Below are 17,345 nucleotides of genomic sequence, written 5' to 3'. Positions count from 1 at the left end.
TAGGGGGGCTAAACGCCGGTGACCGCTAGCGCGGCGTCCGCCACATCGCCCACATCGTCGGGCCACCGTCGGGCACGACGATCTCGCGGGTCACCGTGAAGCCGAAACGTTCGTAGTACGGCACGTTTTCCGGCTTGCTCGACTCGAGATAGGCGGGACAGTACTCGGCGTCGCAGCGGTCCAGCCGCGACCGCATCAGCGCCTGACCGAAGCCCCGCCCGCGGACCGAGGGGTCGCTGCCGATCACGGCGAGATACCAGTGCGGCTCTTCGGGATGCGTGCGCTTCATCAACTCCTGCAGCCCACGCGCCCTGCCCGAACGCAGGCCGAACACCCGCAGGAAAGTGGGGATCATCGCGAGTTCACCCAGGAGCGTCTCCCGCCACTGATCGGGTGGATCCCACAGCGCCGCCGCGCCGATGCCGCCGCCGTCACAGGCCACCTCGACACCGCCGCACCCCAGGTGGTGGTGGCGCGTCATGGTCGCGAACAACCGGTGCAGGTGCGCGGCCCGCGCCCTCGGGTCGGGCAGCAGCCAGGTGGTCACCGGGTCGTCGTGGAAGGCCCGGCCCAGCGTGCGTGACAACTCGCGGAGATCGGCCTTGCGCGCCGAGCGTGTCTGGGGGCTCACCCGAGTCAGGCTAGCGGGTGGCCCACCGTCGCATCAGGGGTGTGATCGCCGCGGCGACGGGTACGTTAGACCCGTGACCGGCGTCTCGCGTCGCGCATTCGGGCGGATGGCCGCCGGTGCGGGCGCGCTCGGCACCGCCGGACTTTCCGCCGGCTGCGGGCGCCCCGGCACCGACCACGCCACGCCCGCGGCCCCACCGCCGACCGCGGCCAAGGCGGTGGGTGTGGTGCTCTCCCACGAGCAGTTCCGCACCGACCAACTGGTGGCCCAAGCCCGGGCCGCCGAACAGGCCGGCTTTCAGCATGTCTGGGCCAGCGACCACATCCAGCCGTGGCAGGACAACGAGGGTCATTCGATGTTCCCGTGGCTGACCCTGGCACTGGTGGGCAACGCCACCAGCAGCATCGCCTTCGGCACGGGCGTGACCTGCCCCACGTACCGGTACCACCCGACGGTGGTGGCACAGGCCTTCGCCTCGCTGGCGGTCCTGTATCCCGGACGCGTCTTCCTCGGGGTCGGGACGGGGGAACGGCTCAACGAACAGGCGGCCACCAACGCGTTCGGCAAGTACACCGAGCGCCACGACCGGCTGGTCGAGGCGATCATCCTGATCCGCCAGTTGTGGAGCGGATCACGAACCTCGTTCGCCGGGCGCTACTTTCAGACCAACGCGTTGAAGCTCTACGACACGCCGCCGACACCGCCGCCCATCTTCGTCGCGGCCAGCGGACCGAAGAGCGCGACAATGGCCGGCCAATACGGCGACGGATGGATCGGTCAGGCCCGAGATGTCACGAACTCCACGCTGCTGGCCGCATTCGACGCCGGCGCCCGCGCGGCCGGCCGCGATCCCGGCAGCATGGGCAAGCGCGCCGAGATGTTCGCAGTAGTCGGCGACAGCGCGGAGGCGACCGCCGCCGCCGACCTGTGGCGCTTCACCGCCGGCGCGGTCGACCAGCCCAACCCGGTCGAAATCCAGCGCGCCGCACAGGTCAACCCCATCGACAAGGTGCTGGCCAACTGGACCGTCGGCACCGACCCCGCGCCGCACATCAAGGCGGTGCAAGCGATCCTGGATGCCGGCGCGGTGCCGTTCATGCATTTCCCCCAGGCAAACCCGCTCACGGCCATCGAGTTCTACCGCACCAACGTGCTGCCCAAATTGCACTGATCGCCGGCGGAAATCGCCGCTTTCTCGATACGCGCACCGCGGCAAGGCATCTGGCGGGCATGGGTGGACATCACCGCCCGAAGCGTCATGACGCTACCCGCAAAGAGGCTGACGGAAACAACTGATGTTTTGCCACAACCCGATGCGCGCCGCCGGCACGGGGAGCCGTTTCAGCATCGCGGGTCCGGGTATCCGCAGGCCACTTCGAGTGACAAGCCCGACCGGAAGGCAAGGCATGGACGCAATCACTTTTCTTCGCCACGATCACAAGAGCGTGCTCGGTCTGTTCGAGACGCTCGACGGGGCGCCGTCGGGTTCGGGCGCCGAGGCCAGCGGCCTGGAAACCGTGGTGAACAACCTCATCATCGCCGAATCACAGCACGAAGCCATTGAGGAGCAGTTCTTTTGGCCGGCGGTGCGTGACGCGATCGGTGACGGCATCGTCGACAAAGCGCTCGAACAGGAGCAGGCCGGTAAGCGACTGTTGCAACGGCTCGAGGACGGCAAGCCGGGCGAGCCGGACTACCACGAAGCGTTGCAGGAGTTCGTCAAGGCCGGTCGCGAACACATCGCCTACGAGCAGGACGTGGTGTGGCCGCAGGTCGAGCTCGCGATCAGCCGGGACGACTTGGAGAAGATCGGCGAAAAGCTGGAACAGGCAAAGAAAATCGCTCCGACCCGGCCCCACCCGGCCACCCCGCCCAACCCGGCGGTGCTCAAGACGATGGGGATGGGAGCGGCGGTCGTCGACCACGTGCGCGACGCACTCACCGGCCGCGAGAAGGACAACCCACCGGATCCGCAGGTCAAGTGAAAACCGCGAAGGCCGGGCGCTGGGACCACAGCGCCCGGCCCTCGTCGTGAATCAGCTTGTGGGAACGCGCTGTTCGTGGGTGAACGGCTTCTCGGCCTTGATGGCCGGCGAGCCCTGCGGGTTGTCCTGTGCGCCCTTGTTCTGCCGAGTGTCACCGCCCAGCCACTGCTGTTCGGGCTTCTCGACGTACTCCCACTCCATACCCTCCGGCCACGGGCCCTGGCCCTGGTTCCACGGGCCGCGGATCGATTCGCCGCCGCCGTTGGACATGTTGAACGCGACGTTCTGGAAGCGCGGGTCGGCGGCCAGCTGCCCCGGAGGGAAGTTCACCGGAAGCTCGTTGAGCGCCGCGGTGAACTGCTGGTAGTGCGCCACCTCGCGGGTCATCAAGAAGTTCAGGGTGTCTTGCACGCCCGGGTCGTCGGTGAACTGCTTGAGGTATTCGTAGACGATCTTCGCCCGCGACTCGGCGGCGAGGTTGCTCCGCAGATCCACCGTGGGGTCGCCGTTGGCGTTGACGTAGGAACCCATCCATGGCACCCCTTGCGAGTTGCTCACATCGGGGCTGCCGCCGTTCAGCGCCATATACAGCGGATTGACCGCGACTTGATGGACGATCTGGTCACGACCGTCGGCGCTGGCCACCGCGGGCATCCAGTCGCACTTCTCGTTGGCCATCTTCAGGTTGTCGTTGAGGCCGTCCAGCAACATCGTGATCATCGAGCCGACCATCTCGAGGTGGCTGAGTTCCTCGGTGGCGATGTCCATGAACAGGTCGTACATCTTCGGGTTCTTGTCGCGTAGGACGAAGGCCTGGGTGAAGTACTGCATGGCGGCCTTGAGTTCACCGTTGGCGCCACCGAACTGCTCTTGTAGCAGCGTCGCAAACCGTGGATCGGGCTCGCTGACGCGGACCTCGAATTGAAGATCTTTGTTATGGATGAACACTGGGCCTCCCCGGGGGGTTGAGATAGATCTGGTCGACGGCGGGTACCCGTGGTCGATGCGAACAAACGTTGCCGGCGGCGACCTGCCACCGGCATTCGCAACACCAGCAACCGATCCTCGGCACCGGGCGGACACACCCATGCCGGGCGGTCATGGAGAATCCGGTCCTATGGAGTCCGCAGACCCGACCTCGACCCACCAACTGGCCCTGCGCATGGCCGAACTGGCCCGGGACATCGCCACGCCGCGCTCCCTCGGTCAGGTGCTCGCCGACGTGACCACCGCCGCAGTGGAGCTGATCCCGGCGGCGGACATCGCCGGGGTGCTGTTGATCAAGGGCGGCGGTGAGTTCGAATCGGTCGCGGACACCGACAGCCTGGCTGCGCAGCTCGACAGGTTGCAGCACGAGTTCGGCGAGGGCCCCTGCCACGACGCCGCGCTGAAACAGACGATCGTGCGGACCGACGACCTCCGCAACGAGCCACGCTGGCCGCAATACGCCCCCGCGGCGGTGGAACACGGTGTGCTGAGCAGTCTTTCGTTCAAGCTGTACACCGCTGAACGCACCGCCGGCGCGCTGAACCTGTTCAGCTTCCGGGCCGACCCGTGGGACACCGAAGCCGAGACCATCGGCGCGGTCTTCGCCGCGCATGCCGCATCGGCAATCATGGCCGGACGGCACGGGCAGCAGATGCAGTCCGCCCTGTCGACGCGGGACCGCATCGGCCAGGCCAAGGGCATCATCATGGAGCGCTACGGCGTCGACGAACTGCGCGCGTTCGACCTGCTGCGCCGGCTCTCCCAGGAGAGCCAGCTCAAGGTCGTCGACATCGCCCAGCGCGTCATCGACACCCGCGGCGACGGCTGATCCGCCGCCGCCGCCATCTACGATGGGATGGCCTTCATCGACGAAGCCGGCGCGACGCGGTGCCGGGGAACGGGTGGCCACCGTGTGGGATTTCGAAACGGATCCGGAATATCAGGCGAAGCTCGACTGGGTGGAAAAGTTCATGGTCGACGAACTCGAGCCGCTCGATCTGGTCGCGCTAGACCCGTATGACAAGAAGAACGCCGAGATGATGGCGATCCTGCGGCCCTTGCAGCAGCAGGTGAAGGACCAGGGGCTGTGGGCGGCGCACCTGCGCCCCGAGCTCGGCGGACAGGGCTTCGGTCAGGTCAAGCTCGCGCTGCTGAACGAGATCCTCGGCCGGTCCCGCTGGGCGCCGTCGGTGTTCGGCTGCCAGGCGCCGGATTCCGGCAACGCCGAGATCCTGGCGATGTTCGGCACCGACGAGCAGAAGGCCCGCTACCTGCAACCGCTGCTGGACGGCGAGATCACCTCGTGCTATTCGATGACCGAACCGCAGGGCGGTTCCGACCCCGGGCAATTCGTCACCGCCGCCACCCGCGACGGCGACGACTGGGTGATCAACGGCGAGAAGTGGTTCTCCACCAACGCCAAGCACGCCTCGTTCTTCATCGTGATGGCCGTGACCAACCCCGAGTCGCGCACCTACGACAAGATGTCCCTGTTCATCGTTCCGGCCGAGACACCCGGCATCGAGATCGTCCGCAACGTCGGCGTGGGCGCAGAGTCCAGCAAACGCGCCAGCCACGGCTATGTCCGCTACACCGACGTCCGCGTCCCGGCCGACCACGTGCTGGGCGGCGAGGGCCAGGCGTTCATGATCGCGCAGACCCGGCTCGGCGGTGGCCGCATCCACCACGCGATGCGCACAATCGCCTTGGCGCGCAGCGCGTTCGACATGATGTGCGAGCGCGCCGTGTCACGTCAGACGCGGCACGGGCGGCTGTCGGACTTCCAGATGACCCAGGAGAAGATCGCCGACAGCTGGATCCAGATCGAACAGTTCCGGCTACTGGTGTTGCGCACCGCGTGGCTGATCGACAAGCACCACGACTACCAGAAGGTGCGCCGCGACATCGCGGCGGTCAAGGTCGCCATGCCCCAGGTGCTGCACGACGTCGTCCAGCGGGCCATGCACCTGCACGGCGCGCTCGGCGTCTCCGACGAGATGCCGTTCGTCAAGATGATGGTGGCCGCCGAGTCGCTGGGGATCGCCGACGGCGCCACCGAATTGCACAAGATGACGGTGGCCCGCCGCACCTTGCGCGAATACCAGCCCGTGACAACACCTTTCCCCTCCGCACACATCCCCACCCGGCGCGCGGAGGCGCAGGCCCGGCTCGCCGAGCGGCTCGAGCATTCCGTCGCGGAGTTCTGACCCCGGGAGCCCGGGCTGCCGTAAAGCGTCACCGCGGTTTATGTCTGGCGGTGGCGCCGGCGGTGCGGTGCCGCCGGCCGAACGGGCGGCCAGGTCAGGTGATGTAGCGGACGATGCTCTCGGCCACACAGGCCGGCTTGGGTGAGCCTTCGATTTCGACGGTGGTCGACATGGTCGCCTGCACGGCGCCGTTCCCGACATCGTCGACGCCGACCAGGGAAGTCTGCGCGCGCACCCTGGAGCCGACCGGCACGGGCGCGGGAAAGCGAACCTTGTTGAGGCCGTAGTTGATTGCCAGCTTGATGCCGTTGACGGTGTAGATCTGGTGCTGCAGGCGGGGCAGCAGCGCCAGGGTCATGAAACCGTGGGCGATCGTCCCACCGAACGGACCGGCGGCCGCGCGTTCGGGGTCGACGTGGATCCACTGGTGATCGCCGGTCGCGTCGGCGAACAGGTTGACGTCTTGCTGGGTGATCGTCACCCAGTCGCTGTGCCCGATCGTCTCGCCGGCGGCGGCCGCGAGGTCGGCTACAGATTCGAAGGTGCGCATCGACGTTCCTCCTTGACTCCGGGTGGTAACCATAGCGCTGCAGCCATGCCGGCCCGCCAGCCGGCCCACCCCGTTTGCCCGGGCACCGCGCGGGTAGTCGCGGCCGGGAAAGCAGCGCCGCCTCCGGGGAAAGGGCCCGGCGATCAATAGAGCGACCGGTCGCATGACGCCCGGTCCGCGCGGCATCCAGCGCGCCGCCGACACCCGGGGGCGGGTTTGGCGTTGCACGCCTGGGGAACCCGTCACAGGGTCAGGAGCCGCACCGAAGGGAAGCACACATGGCAGATCCGAAGGGCCACAAGACAGAGTCCGACGTCGAACCGGAGGCTCACGAGTCTCGCTCACGCACCGCGGCCGGAGAGGCCGACGGCTCATACGTCGGGGCGGCCGGCGCGGACGATTCCTTCGATGCCGGGGAAACGGGCGCCGAAGCGCGCAGTCAACGCGGCTGACTGACGCCGCGGCTCCCGCCGGCCAGTCTCAGGAGAGCCCGTACAGCAGCACGGCGAAGCCGACCAGCACGGCGGCCGCGGCCGCGAGTGCGCGGCGCTGGTGCTGCATCCAGTGCCTGATCCGCTCCAGCTGAGGGTCGATTCGTGAACCGACGACGAGGTAGGCCAGGACTGGGGCGGCGACAGTCGAACTCGCCAGCGCCGCATAGTAAGCCACCGCCAGCACCGAGCTGACCGGGGTCATGCGGACGGTGGCGATCTCCGTCCCGACGGCCGCGCTGGCGGCCAGCACCTTCGGGTTCGCCAGCATGGGTAACATCCCGATCGCGGCCGCGGCCGACGGAGTGATCGTGCCCACGCTGTTTTCCCACCCGGGCCCGGCCTCTCCGTGGGCGCGTCGCCACCACAGCCAGGCACCGAACGACATCAGCACCACGCCGGCACCCATGACCACCCAGTCGGCCCACGCCGGTGCGGGCCCCAGCAGATCGTCGAACACGCGCGGGAACTGCATGAACCCCGCCGCGAGGACGGTCAGCGACACCAGCCTGCCCGTCAAGTACGCGACACTCGACGAGTACGGCCGGTCGTTGTGAACGAGCAGTACCAACGCCACCACGATGGGTATGGGCGAAAGTGCCACCACGAGGGCCGGTGCGGTCAGCTTCGCCAACACCAGGCCCGAAACTACCGACACACCAATACCTTTCAGACGTCCACCAGCGTCACGTCGGAACGTCGGCAGACCTCGGTGATCACGACACGCTGCCGGGCCCGCGGTAGTCACGGGCCCGGCTCAACCCCGATGGGCCGGCGTCAGGGCGTCGGAGACGGTTGCTTCAGCGCGCCGATCGCGGCTTCCAGCTTGGCGGTGGCCTGGTCCGCAACGTCCTGCAGGGCGCCTTGCTCACCGGTCACCTTGACCATCAATTGGGGATCCATCGCCTCGACGAGAACCGCGTCACCCGAGCTCTCGGGGTCGGTCCGCACCACGACGTTGCATGGCAGCAACTGGCCGATCTGGCGGTGAATCCCGAGGGCGCGATGCGCCAACGTCGGATTGCAGGCACCCAGGATGACGTAGTCCTCCATGTCCTCACCGAGCTTCTTCTTCAGCGTGGCCTTCACGTCGATGGTGGTCAGCACACCGAAACCCTGCTCGGCCAGAGCTTCCGTCGTCCGATTCACCGCGTCCTCGAACGAGGTGTGCAGCGTGGCGGTCAACCCTGATGTCATTTCTTCCTCCTCTTTCCAGGTTTTCTCGATGGCGCGTGCGCCTCAGGCCGCGGCGCGCGGCCGTTGCAGCTGGGCGAACTGGGGAACCGCGGCCAACGTCGCGATCGCGTCGAACAATGCGACCGAGTCCTTCTCGTCGGGTACCGCGGTGAGGACCGGCCCGAAGAACGCATGCCCGTCGATCTGCAGAATCGGGCTGCCGCCGGTTTCGCCGAGAGCATCCTGTGCCGCCTGGTGCCCTCGGCGGACGGACTCGTCCAGGGACTCGTCGGACACCGCCTCGGCGGTGGTGTCGCGCACCCCCACCGTGGTCAACAGGTGGGCGACGAGGCCGTCGTCGAGGGGCTCCGAGCGGTCGATGTATCGCTCACCGAAGGCGAAGTAGGCGGCAACCCACCCGTCGTCACCCTTCTCCCGCGCTATAGCGGCCATCAACCGGCCGACTTTGCGGGAGTCGCGCATCCGCGCCTGCTGCGGGGGCGGGAGTTCCCGTCCCTCGTTGAGCACCGCCAGGCTCATCAGCTGCCAATCCACCGACATGCCGGTCTTCTCGGCGACGGCGCGGATCCAGCGTGCGGTGTTCCAGGAGAACGGACACACCGGGTCGAGCCACAGCGTGACCGTCGATCCAGCTCGACCACTGTCGGCAGGCTCCATTGCTCATCCCCTTGTCGTAGCGGCCGGTCGTCAGGCCAGGCTGAGGAACAGCTTTTCCAACTCGTCGATCGACAGGCCGGCCCCGTCAGAGGGACTACCCTCCGGCCGGGTGATGCAGTCGCGCAGACCCGAGGCAATGATCTTGAATCCGGCGCGATCCAGCGCCCGCGACACCGCGGCCAACTGGGTGACGACATCTTTACAACTGCGGCCCTGCTCGATCATCGCGATGACGCCGCCGAGTTGGCCGTGGGCCCGGCGCAACCGGGCGAGGACCGCATCCATGTCGGCGGGGTCGTGGTCGGCGAGGTCGGCCTTGACCGGCCAACCGCCCTGAAATACTTCTTCCATGACTCCTTCATACCATACCCCGGGGGGCATCTGAGCCGAAATGGCAATACCCCTGGGGGTATGGTACTACTAGAACCGCGGGTGAAGCAGGAACTCGCGGGTATCCCGTCGCGCGTTGACGCGGGGCGTGTGCCTGCTGACCCTAAACTGCGGGCCGAATGGCCCTATTGGCTTCGATGATGCGGGCTGAGACTCCGTACCAGGAGAACCAGGTCACGAGGGAAAGGAAACGTCAGTGTCCACGTTTCTCAGACGGGCGTGGGTACCGCTCGTGGTCGTGGTGGCGGTTGCCCTTGGCGGCGTGGCCGTTGATCGGCTTCGCGGCGTTTTCGGCTCGGAAGAGATCTTCACCGCCACCGGCAGCAGCGCCGCGCCTCTGGAGCCCTCGCATATCAAGCAGGTCATATACGAGATCTACGGGCCCAGCGACACGACAGGAAGCGTGAGTTACTTGGACAAGAACGCACAGCCGGCGAAGGCCGACTTCACCAGCCTGCCCTGGACCTTCACGATCACCACGACCGTGCCTGCCGTGATCGCCAACGTGGTGGCGCAGGGTGATAGCAACCGACTCGGCTGCCGCATCACCGTCAACGGTGTGGTCAAGGACGAGCAGTCCTCGACCGGGCGTCACGCCCAGACTTCCTGCCTGGTGAAGGCCGCATGAACACCGACACCGAGACCCGTCCGAGGTTCATGCGGTTCGTCCGCACCTTCGCGTGGCCGATCATCATCGGCTGGCTGCTGCTCACCGTTGCGCTGAACGTGCTCGTGCCGCCGATCGAATCGGTCGCACGCAAGCACGCGGTGACCATGTCCCCGCAGGATGCGCCGGCGATGATCGCCGCCAAACGGATGGGCGCGACGTTCCACGAGTCGGACTCCGACAGCATCGCGATGGTCGTCCTGGAAAGCGACAAGCAACTCGGCGACGAGGCGCACCGCTATTACGACGGCCTGGTGAAAAAGCTGGAGAACGACCCCAAACACGTGCAGCACGTCCAGAACGTGTGGGGGGACCCGCTCACCGCCGCCGGCGTTCAGAGCAAGGACGGCAAAGCCGCCTACGTCCAACTCAACCTGGCCGGCAACCAGGGCAGCACCCTGGGCAACGAATCCGTCGACGCGGTGCGCAAGATCGTCGACAAATCAGACCCCCCCAAGGGGCTCAAGGTTTATGTCACCGGCCCGGCACCGCTGACGACGGACATGAACGAGGCCGCCGATAAGAGCATGTTCAAGATGATGGGCGTCACGGGCGTGGTCATCATGATCATGCTGTTCATCGCCTATCGGTCCGTCAGCACGGTGCTGCTCGTTCTGGTGATGGTCGGCTTCGAAATGGGGACGGCCAGAGGACTTGTCGCGCTCCTCGGGAATTACGAGCTGTTGGGCTTCTCGACCTTCGTCGTTGCCATGTTGTCCTCGTTGGCGATCGCGGCCGGGACCGACTACGCGATCTTCCTGATCGGGCGCTACCAGGAGGCGCGTCAGGCGGGGCAGGACCGGGAAACGGCCTACTACACCATGTTCCGCGGAACCTCGCACATCATCCTGGGCTCGGGGTTGACGATCGCGGGGGCCACCTTCTGCCTGCACCTGGCGCGGCTGTCGTATTTCAAGGCGCTCGGCATTCCGTCCGCGCTGGGCTTGCTCGTCGTCGTCGCCGGAGCGATGACCGCGGCGCCGGCCGTTGTCGCTGTGGCAACCCGGTTCGGGCTGCTCGACCCCCGCCGGATGATCAAGACCCGTGGGTGGCGGCGCATCGGCACCGCGACGGTGCGCTGGCCCGGCCCGGTGTTCGCGGCCTCCTTGGTCATCGCCATCGTCGGCATCCTCATCATGCCGAGCATGAAGATCAGCTACAACGACCGCTACTACATTCCGCCGGGCGTGCCGTCGAACATCGGATACGCCGCCGCCGAACGCCATTTCAGCGCCGCCACGATGAATCCCGACATCCTCATGATCGAGAGCGATCACGACATGCGGAACAGCGGCGACATGATCATCCTGGACCGGCTCGCCAAGGACATCTTCCGGTCACCGGGAATCGCGATGGTGCAAAGCATCACCCGGCCACTCGGCGGGCCGATCGAGCACACCTCGATACCATTCCAGATCAGTGCCCAATCGATTCCGATCCAAGAGAACCTCCAGTTCATGAGGGACCGCACGGCCGACATGCTCAAGATGAGCGACGACCTCGGCGCCATGATCGGCTCGATGCAGCGGATGCAGGGCCTGCTCGGGCAGATGAGCAGCGCGACGCACCGCATGGTCGGCGACATGCACGACATGCAGGCCACGCTGGACGAAATGCGGGACCATCTAGCCGATTTCGACGACTTCGCGCGACCGCTCCGCAGCTATCTGTACTGGGAACAGCACTGCTACAACATCCCCATCTGCTGGGCGACGAGGTCGGTGTTCGAGGCGATCGACGGTGTGGACAAGTTCAGCGAGAACATGAGCACCCTGATCAAGGACGTGGACAACATCGACGCGATCATCCCGCAGATGGCCGCGCAGTTCCCGCCGATGATCGCCGTCGCCCAATCCATGCAGGGCACTCTGCTCACCATGCACAGCAGCTTCTCCGGGCTGGTCACGCAGATGGCTCAGATGACCGACACGGCCAGCGCGATGGGGCAGGCCTTTGATGCCTCCCGCAGTGGCGACTACTTCTATCTGCCGCCGGAAGCCTTCCAGAATGCCGACTTCCAGCGCGGTCTGAAGCTCTTCCTGTCTCCGGACGGCAAGGCCGCGCGCTTCATCATCACCCATGATGCGGACCCGGCCACCCCGGCGGGCATTTCAGCCGTCATGCCCGAACTGGCCGCCGCGCATCAAGCGGTCAAGGGAACGACCCTGACCGGGGCCAAGTTCTACCTCGCCGGGACGGCGGCGATCTACCGCGACATCCAGTCGGGGTCCCATTACGACCTGCTGATCGTGGGGCTCGCGGCGCTGACGCTGATCTTCGTCGTCATGGTGATCATCACGCGGGCACTGGTGGCGTCCCTGGTGATCGTGGGGACGGTGCTGCTCTCCCTGGGCGCCGCCTTCGGGCTCTCGGTGCTGGTGTGGCAACACCTCTTCGGCCTGGAGTTGAACTGGATCGCCCCGGTGTTCGGGTTGATCATCCTGCTGGCCGTCGGCTCGGACTACAACCTGTTGCTGGTGTCGCGGTTCCAGGAGGAGATCGGAGCCGGCCTCAAGACCGGCATCATCCGGTCGATGGGTGAGACCGGTGGGGTCGTCACCACGGCGGGCCTCGTCTTCGCCTTCACCATGATGTCGATGGTCGCCAGCGATCTGCGCTCGATCGGCCAGGCCGGCAGCACCATCGGTCTGGGCCTGCTGTTCGACACGTTGATCGTGCGGTCGTTGATGACGCCGTCGATCGCCGCGCTGCTCGGGCGGTGGTTCTGGTGGCCGATACGAGTGCGCCCGCGACCCGCCAGCTCCATGCTGCGGCCCTTCGGTCCGCGCCGCCTGGTTCGCTCCCTCCTGCTCGGGGAGGAGACGGACGCGCACGCCCCCAGGCGCGAACAGACCGTGGCCTCGACGCCGGGCTGACGACCGCCGGCGGAGGGCCTGTGCGGCTACTGCTGATTTCCGACACCCACGTCCCCAACCGCGCCCGCGACCTGCCCGCAGGGGTGTGGGATGAGGTGGACGCGGCCGACGTCGTCGTGCACGCCGGCGATTGGGTGACGACCGAGCTGCTCGACGAGCTCGACAGCAGGTCGGCTCGGCTGGTGGCCTGCTGGGGAAACAACGACGGTCCCGCATTGCGCTCGCGCCTGCCGGAACGCGCGGAGGTCACCCTGGCGGGCGTGCGCATCACGGTCGTGCACGAGACCGGCGCCGCGGCCGGGCGCGAGGCGCGGATGTCGCGGCTGTACCCCGACACCCGCGTCCTGGTGTTCGGGCACAGCCACATCCCGTGGGACACCACCACCGAAACCGGCCTGCGCCTGCTCAATCCGGGCTCACCGACCGATCGCCGCCGACAGCCGTTCTGCACCTACATGACCGCCTCCGTCGACGCGGGAGCCGTCACCGACGTCGTCCTGCATCGACTTCCGAAGTAGCCGATACATAACCGGCGCACAGCTTGGCCACATAAATAGCTCGGTTACAGAGATATCCTGGGAAGGGTGCAATCGAGTACCGATGTGGTCACCGAGGTATTTCGCGTCGTCGGCCGGTTTCGCCGGCAACTGCGGCGGTCCGCCGGCCGCGGCTTCGACTCGTCGCGCCTGACCGAGTCGCAGTCCGAGCTGTTGTGGCTGGTGGGCCGGCAGCCCGGCATCTCGGTGAACGCCGCCGCCACCGAGCTCGGACTGGCTCCCAACACCGCCTCGACCCTGGTCTCCAAGCTGGTGTCCGGGGGGTTGCTCATTCGGACCGTCGGCGACACCGACCGCAGGGTCGGCCGGTTACACCTCGCCGAGCCCGCCCAGCAGATGATCGACGCGTCCCGGGCCGCGCGGCGGGAGGCGTTGGACAAAGCACTCGCCGAGCTCGACGACGATCAAATCGATTCTTTGACAAGAGGATTGGAGGTCATAGAGATGATGACCAAGACACTGCAGGCGCGACAGCCATGAGCGGATCACTGCCGATGGCGATCGACAGCAGGCACCTGAGCTATCGCTATGGCCGGTTCACCGCCGTCAACGACGTCACGTTGCAGGTCCGCCCCGGCGAAACGATGGGTCTGTTGGGCCCCAACGGCGCCGGGAAGACGACCATGGTCCGGATGCTCACCACGCTTGCGCCGGTGCAGCAGGGCGAATTGCGCATCTTCGGGCTGGACGCGCGCCGCCACACCACCGACATTCGCAGCAACATCGGCTATGTCCCGCAACAACTCTCGATCGAGCCCGCATTGACCGGCCGCCAGAACGTCGAGTGGTTCGCGCGGCTCTACGGCGTGCCCCGGGCCGAGCGGTCAGATCGGGTCCGGCAGGCGCTGACCGCCATGGACCTGCTCGAGGTGGCCGATCGGCTGGCCGCGGCCTATTCCGGTGGCATGGTCCGCCGCCTCGAGGTGGCACAGGCGCTGGTGAACCGCCCGTCGCTGCTGGTGCTCGATGAACCGACGGTCGGGCTGGACCCGATTGCGCGGGACGGGGTCTGGACACAGGTGCGAAAGATGCAGGCGCAGTTCGGGATGACCGTGCTGCTGACCACCCACTACATGGAGGAGGCCGACGCGCTGTGCGATCGCGTCGCGCTCATGCACCACGGCGAGTTGCGCGCGGTGGGCACACCGGCCGAGCTGAAATCCACCGTGTCGACGCGGGCGACCCTCGAGGACGTGTTCCGCCACTATGCCGCCTCCGGCCTGCAGGACGAACCGGCCGGGTCCGAGTCGGCGGGCTCGTTTCACGAAATCCGTTCCGCCAGAAAGGTTGCCCGCCGTGTCGGTTGACAACGTCATGCCGGGAAACCTGGTGCGCGCGCCGCGCGGATGGCAGCGGGTCGGCGCCGTGTTCAGCCGGATCGGCGCGTTCGCGATCGTCGAGATGCAGAAGCTGCAACACGACCGGACCGAGCTGGTCACCCGGATGGTGCAGCCGGCGCTGTGGCTGCTGATCTTCGGGACGACCTTCAGCCACTTGCAAGTCATCCACACCGGGTCGGTGTCATACCTGGCCTTCCTGGCGCCGGGGATCATCGCCCAGTCGGCGCTGTTCATCTCGATTTTCTATGGGATACAGATCATTTGGGACCGAGACGCCGGCGTATTGGCCAAGCTGATGGTGACACCGGCGCCGGCATCGGCGCTGATCACCGGCAAGGCGTTCGCGGCCGGTGTGCGCTCGGTCGCCCAGGTCGTCGGCGTCATGGCGTTGGCATACCTGATGAATGTCGGGCTGACGGTCAACCCGCTGCGGATCGTGGCGGCGATGGCCGTCGTCATGCTCGGCGCCGGGTTCTTCGCGTGCCTGTCGATGACGCTGGCCGGGCTGGTCCGCAGCCGCGATCGCCTGATGGGGATCGGCCAGGCGATCACGATGCCGCTGTTCTTCGCCTCCAACGCGCTGTACCCGGTGGACGTGATGCCCGCCTGGCTGCACGTGCTGAGCAGGGTCAACCCGCTCAGTTACCAGGTCGACGCCCTGCGCGGACTGCTCATCGGCACGCCCTTCAACCCGATGGACATCGTCGTGCTGGCGGTGGCCGCCGTGCTCGGAATCGCGGCCGCCTCAACGCTATTGCGCCGGCTCGTCACCTAGGCGCAGCGCGCCGATAGCCGTCGCGCGGGCGATTGGGAAGCCCGTCGCGCGGTTTCGGTAGCCGATCGTGACCCGAGCGTGACGATTGCTCGCCGACTCCGAATCGTTAGCCAACCGCGATCTGAACCTGCGGCCGCGACAGGCGATTTCCGTCGTCTCCGCGTGTTTCACTGCCCAGCGAACGGATTCGACCGCCGCACGCGGCAGATGAAAGTTGGGATGGGTAGAGAGCTATGAAGTTCTTCGGACAGTTGCGGAAGTTGCGTGGCGCCGCGGCGACTATGCCGCGCCAACTGGCGGTCGCGGCCATGGGGGCTGCCCTGATGTCCGGCCTCGTCACCGCGGCCGGCGTCTCGGCCACCGCGGGGGCGTTCTCGAAGCCGGGGCTCCCGGTGGAGTACCTGGAGGTGCCGTCACCGTCGATGGGCCGCAACATCAAGGTGCAGTTCGAGGGCGGCGGACCGCACGCGGTGTACCTGCTCGACGGGTTGCGCGCCCAGGATGACTACAACGGCTGGGACATCAACACCCCCGCCTTCGAGGAGTTCTACCAGTCCGGCCTGTCGGTCGTGATGCCGGTCGGCGGCCAGTCCAGCTTCTACAGCAACTGGTACCAGCCGTCGTCGGGCAACGGTCAGAACTACACCTACAAGTGGGAGACCTTCCTGACCCAGGAAATGCCGCTGTGGTTGCAGGCCAACAAGCAGGTTTCACCGACCGGCAACGCCGCGGTGGGCCTGTCGATGTCCGGCGGCTCGGCGCTGATCCTGGCCGCCTACTACCCGCAGCAGTTCCCCTACGCCGCCTCGCTGTCGGGCTTCCTGAACCCGTCCGAGGGCTGGTGGCCGACGCTGATTGGGCTCGCGATGAACGACTCGGGCGGCTACAACGCCAACAGCATGTGGGGCCCGTCGACCGACCCGGCGTGGAAGCGCAACGACCCGATGGTCCAGATTCCGCGATTGGTCGCCAACAACACCCGGATCTGGGTCTACTGCGGCAACGGCACGCCGAGCGACCTCGGCGGCGACAACATGCCGGCCAAGTTCCTGGAGGGCCTCACGCTGCGCACCAACCAGCAGTTCCAGAACAGCTACGTCGCCGCGGGGGGTCGTAACGGGACGTTCAACTTCCCGGCGAACGGCACGCACTCGTGGCCCTACTGGAACCAGCAGTTGGTCGCGATGAAGCCCGACATCCAGCAGGTGCTGCTGGCCAGCAACACCACCGCCCAGCCGGCCCAGCCGGCATCACCGGCCGCACCGGCGCAGCCGGCTGCCTGAACCCGCCGAACCAGCATCGGCAGCAGCGCACCGGTCAGCGCTGCTGCCGATGCTTTCTGTCGTTCCGTTCCATCAACAGGGCGCGCCGGTCCTGGTGGAAGTAGGTGTACCCGGTCGTCACCGCACATACGGACGTGGCCATCACCAGCATCCAGGTCCCGTTGACGACCACGCTGATGAAGCCGCCCACCGCCGCGCCCACCATAAAGCTGGCCAACAGCAGAAAGTAACCGAGCCAGTCCGAGACGTTTCCGCCACCAGCGATGTGGCGCTCGATGCCCTGGCCCATCTTGACGGTCGTGCCGGTCACATAGCTCAACGGCACCGAAACCTCGCCGTTCTTGACAAAAGAGGTGTTCAACGCCCCGGTACCAAACGCCAGCAGCATCATCGGCGCGAAATCGACGAGATTCTGCGCCCATCCCACGTCGAAGACGTCGATCACGGTGGCGGCCGCCAAACTGAAGGTGGTCAGCACCGTCGGGCCGTGCGGATGGTCCACCCAGAAAAAGCGCCGGCACAGTGACGCAACGACCACCCCGGCGACGAACGCCGCAATGAGCAGCCCGGCACTTAAGGCCAGCCACCCTTCCCCGGTGAAATACCCGAGCACGGCGCGTTGGGCGTTACCGGTGATGAAAACCACGAAGTAGCCCGCGGAGTGGGTGAAGGAGATCGCGCCCACCACACCGGCCAGCGCCGCCAGCACCCACGACAACCGCGCTTCGCTATTGAAGGTTTCGCTTGCCACG

General features: G+C 66.7%; 20 protein-coding genes. 12 read left to right on the top strand and 8 right to left on the bottom strand.

Annotated elements, in window-relative coordinates; genetic code table 11:
• Positions 1-25: 25 nt before the first annotated feature.
• Positions 26-631 carry a GNAT family N-acetyltransferase gene (locus tag AWC03_RS05250; protein ID WP_085239440.1) on the bottom strand — a complete coding sequence of 202 codons (606 nt, stop codon included), beginning with the start codon at positions 629-631 and terminating at the stop codon, positions 26-28.
• Positions 632-704: 73 nt separating this feature from the next.
• Between AWC03_RS05250 and AWC03_RS05245 the strand changes: the two genes are divergently transcribed.
• Complete coding sequence (locus tag AWC03_RS05245) at positions 705-1,802, top strand: F420-dependent hydroxymycolic acid dehydrogenase (protein ID WP_085239439.1); 1,098 nt, start codon at positions 705-707, stop codon at positions 1,800-1,802.
• A 235-nt stretch (positions 1,803-2,037) separates the two neighbouring features.
• Entirely contained in the window at positions 2,038-2,616 is a 579-nt protein-coding gene (locus tag AWC03_RS05240; RefSeq protein WP_085239438.1) for a hemerythrin domain-containing protein, read from the top strand.
• A gap of 51 nt (positions 2,617-2,667) precedes the next feature.
• Here the strand turns inward: AWC03_RS05240 and AWC03_RS05235 are convergent, their stop codons facing one another.
• Positions 2,668-3,564, bottom strand: a complete 897-nt coding sequence (locus tag AWC03_RS05235) for a manganese catalase family protein (protein ID WP_085239437.1) — start codon at positions 3,562-3,564, stop codon at positions 2,668-2,670.
• A 169-nt stretch (positions 3,565-3,733) separates the two neighbouring features.
• Between AWC03_RS05235 and AWC03_RS05230 the strand changes: the two genes are divergently transcribed.
• On the top strand, positions 3,734-4,432 hold the full coding sequence (locus AWC03_RS05230) for a GAF and ANTAR domain-containing protein (RefSeq protein WP_085239436.1): 699 nt from the start codon (positions 3,734-3,736) through the stop codon (positions 4,430-4,432).
• Between the two features lie 82 nt (positions 4,433-4,514).
• Complete coding sequence (locus AWC03_RS05225) at positions 4,515-5,810, top strand: acyl-CoA dehydrogenase family protein (RefSeq protein WP_085239532.1); 1,296 nt, start codon at positions 4,515-4,517, stop codon at positions 5,808-5,810.
• 94 nt (positions 5,811-5,904) lie between these two features.
• Here AWC03_RS05225 and AWC03_RS05220 read toward each other — a convergent pair whose 3' ends face one another.
• Positions 5,905-6,360, bottom strand: a complete 456-nt coding sequence (locus AWC03_RS05220) for a MaoC family dehydratase (protein ID WP_085239435.1) — start codon at positions 6,358-6,360, stop codon at positions 5,905-5,907.
• Positions 6,361-6,638: 278 nt separating this feature from the next.
• Between AWC03_RS05220 and AWC03_RS27405 the strand changes: the two genes are divergently transcribed.
• Complete coding sequence (locus AWC03_RS27405; protein WP_167542661.1) at positions 6,639-6,812, top strand: hypothetical protein; 174 nt, start codon at positions 6,639-6,641, stop codon at positions 6,810-6,812.
• 28 nt (positions 6,813-6,840) lie between these two features.
• Here the strand turns inward: AWC03_RS27405 and AWC03_RS05215 are convergent, their stop codons facing one another.
• The 4 genes from AWC03_RS05215 to AWC03_RS05200 form a co-directional block, all read right to left on the bottom strand.
• Positions 6,841-7,509, bottom strand: a complete 669-nt coding sequence (locus AWC03_RS05215; RefSeq protein ID WP_158089949.1) for a GAP family protein — start codon at positions 7,507-7,509, stop codon at positions 6,841-6,843.
• A 119-nt stretch (positions 7,510-7,628) separates the two neighbouring features.
• Positions 7,629-8,048, bottom strand: coding sequence for a DUF302 domain-containing protein (locus AWC03_RS05210; RefSeq protein ID WP_085239433.1), 420 nt, complete (start codon positions 8,046-8,048; stop codon positions 7,629-7,631).
• A gap of 42 nt (positions 8,049-8,090) precedes the next feature.
• On the bottom strand, positions 8,091-8,705 hold the full coding sequence (locus AWC03_RS05205) for a mycothiol-dependent nitroreductase Rv2466c family protein (protein WP_085239432.1): 615 nt from the start codon (positions 8,703-8,705) through the stop codon (positions 8,091-8,093).
• 30 nt (positions 8,706-8,735) lie between these two features.
• Positions 8,736-9,056 (bottom strand): metal-sensitive transcriptional regulator, encoded by a 321-nt coding sequence (locus AWC03_RS05200; protein WP_085239431.1) that lies wholly within the window; start codon positions 9,054-9,056, stop codon positions 8,736-8,738.
• Between the two features lie 235 nt (positions 9,057-9,291).
• Between AWC03_RS05200 and AWC03_RS05195 the strand changes: the two genes are divergently transcribed.
• The 7 genes from AWC03_RS05195 to ag85C all read left to right on the top strand — a co-directional run bounded on the left by AWC03_RS05195 (position 9,292) and on the right by ag85C (position 16,593).
• A complete protein-coding gene (locus AWC03_RS05195) occupies positions 9,292-9,723 on the top strand; it encodes an MmpS family transport accessory protein (protein ID WP_085239430.1) in 432 nt (143 codons plus the stop codon).
• Complete coding sequence (locus tag AWC03_RS05190) at positions 9,720-12,638, top strand: MMPL/RND family transporter (RefSeq protein ID WP_085239429.1); 2,919 nt, start codon at positions 9,720-9,722, stop codon at positions 12,636-12,638. Before AWC03_RS05195 ends, AWC03_RS05190 begins: the two co-directional genes overlap by 4 nt.
• 20 nt (positions 12,639-12,658) lie before the next feature.
• Positions 12,659-13,156, top strand: coding sequence for a metallophosphoesterase family protein (locus AWC03_RS05185; protein ID WP_085239428.1), 498 nt, complete (start codon positions 12,659-12,661; stop codon positions 13,154-13,156).
• Positions 13,157-13,213: 57 nt separating this feature from the next.
• On the top strand, positions 13,214-13,675 hold the full coding sequence (locus AWC03_RS05180) for a MarR family winged helix-turn-helix transcriptional regulator (RefSeq protein ID WP_085239427.1): 462 nt from the start codon (positions 13,214-13,216) through the stop codon (positions 13,673-13,675).
• Positions 13,672-14,502: an ATP-binding cassette domain-containing protein gene (locus AWC03_RS05175; RefSeq protein ID WP_085239426.1), complete on the top strand. Its 831-nt coding sequence runs from the start codon at positions 13,672-13,674 to the stop codon at positions 14,500-14,502. Before AWC03_RS05180 ends, AWC03_RS05175 begins: the two co-directional genes overlap by 4 nt.
• Before the next feature lie 7 nt (positions 14,503-14,509).
• Complete coding sequence (locus AWC03_RS05170) at positions 14,510-15,310, top strand: ABC transporter permease (protein WP_142278330.1); 801 nt, start codon at positions 14,510-14,512, stop codon at positions 15,308-15,310.
• 233 nt (positions 15,311-15,543) lie between these two features.
• Entirely contained in the window at positions 15,544-16,593 is a 1,050-nt protein-coding gene (ag85C, locus tag AWC03_RS05165) for a diacylglycerol acyltransferase/mycolyltransferase Ag85C (protein ID WP_085239424.1), read from the top strand.
• 34 nt (positions 16,594-16,627) lie between these two features.
• Here ag85C and AWC03_RS05160 read toward each other — a convergent pair whose 3' ends face one another.
• On the bottom strand, positions 16,628-17,344 hold the full coding sequence (locus AWC03_RS05160) for a YoaK family protein (protein WP_085239423.1): 717 nt from the start codon (positions 17,342-17,344) through the stop codon (positions 16,628-16,630).
• Position 17,345: the final 1 nt, after the last annotated feature.

This window comes from Mycobacterium europaeum, assembly GCF_002102155.1.
Taxonomy (GTDB): Bacteria; Actinomycetota; Actinomycetes; order Mycobacteriales; family Mycobacteriaceae; genus Mycobacterium; species Mycobacterium europaeum.
The sequence above is the reverse complement of the archived record's forward strand: the minus strand, read 5'-3'. Positions and strand labels throughout refer to the sequence as shown.

Coding starts and splice junctions, on each gene's coding strand:
- AWC03_RS05240 (WP_085239438.1), top strand. CDS start 2,038: ATGGACGCAATCACTTTTCTTCGCCACGATCACAAGAGCGTGCTCGGT.
- AWC03_RS05230 (WP_085239436.1), top strand. CDS start 3,734: ATGGAGTCCGCAGACCCGACCTCGACCCACCAACTGGCCCTGCGCATG.
- AWC03_RS05220 (WP_085239435.1), bottom strand. CDS start 6,360: ATGCGCACCTTCGAATCTGTAGCCGACCTCGCGGCCGCCGCCGGCGAG.
- AWC03_RS27405 (WP_167542661.1), top strand. CDS start 6,639: ATGGCAGATCCGAAGGGCCACAAGACAGAGTCCGACGTCGAACCGGAG.
- AWC03_RS05210 (WP_085239433.1), bottom strand. CDS start 8,048: ATGACATCAGGGTTGACCGCCACGCTGCACACCTCGTTCGAGGACGCG.
- AWC03_RS05205 (WP_085239432.1), bottom strand. CDS start 8,705: ATGGAGCCTGCCGACAGTGGTCGAGCTGGATCGACGGTCACGCTGTGG.
- AWC03_RS05200 (WP_085239431.1), bottom strand. CDS start 9,056: ATGGAAGAAGTATTTCAGGGCGGTTGGCCGGTCAAGGCCGACCTCGCC.
- AWC03_RS05190 (WP_085239429.1), top strand. CDS start 9,720: ATGAACACCGACACCGAGACCCGTCCGAGGTTCATGCGGTTCGTCCGC.
- AWC03_RS05175 (WP_085239426.1), top strand. CDS start 13,672: ATGAGCGGATCACTGCCGATGGCGATCGACAGCAGGCACCTGAGCTAT.
- AWC03_RS05170 (WP_142278330.1), top strand. CDS start 14,510: ATGCCGGGAAACCTGGTGCGCGCGCCGCGCGGATGGCAGCGGGTCGGC.
- ag85C (WP_085239424.1), top strand. CDS start 15,544: ATGAAGTTCTTCGGACAGTTGCGGAAGTTGCGTGGCGCCGCGGCGACT.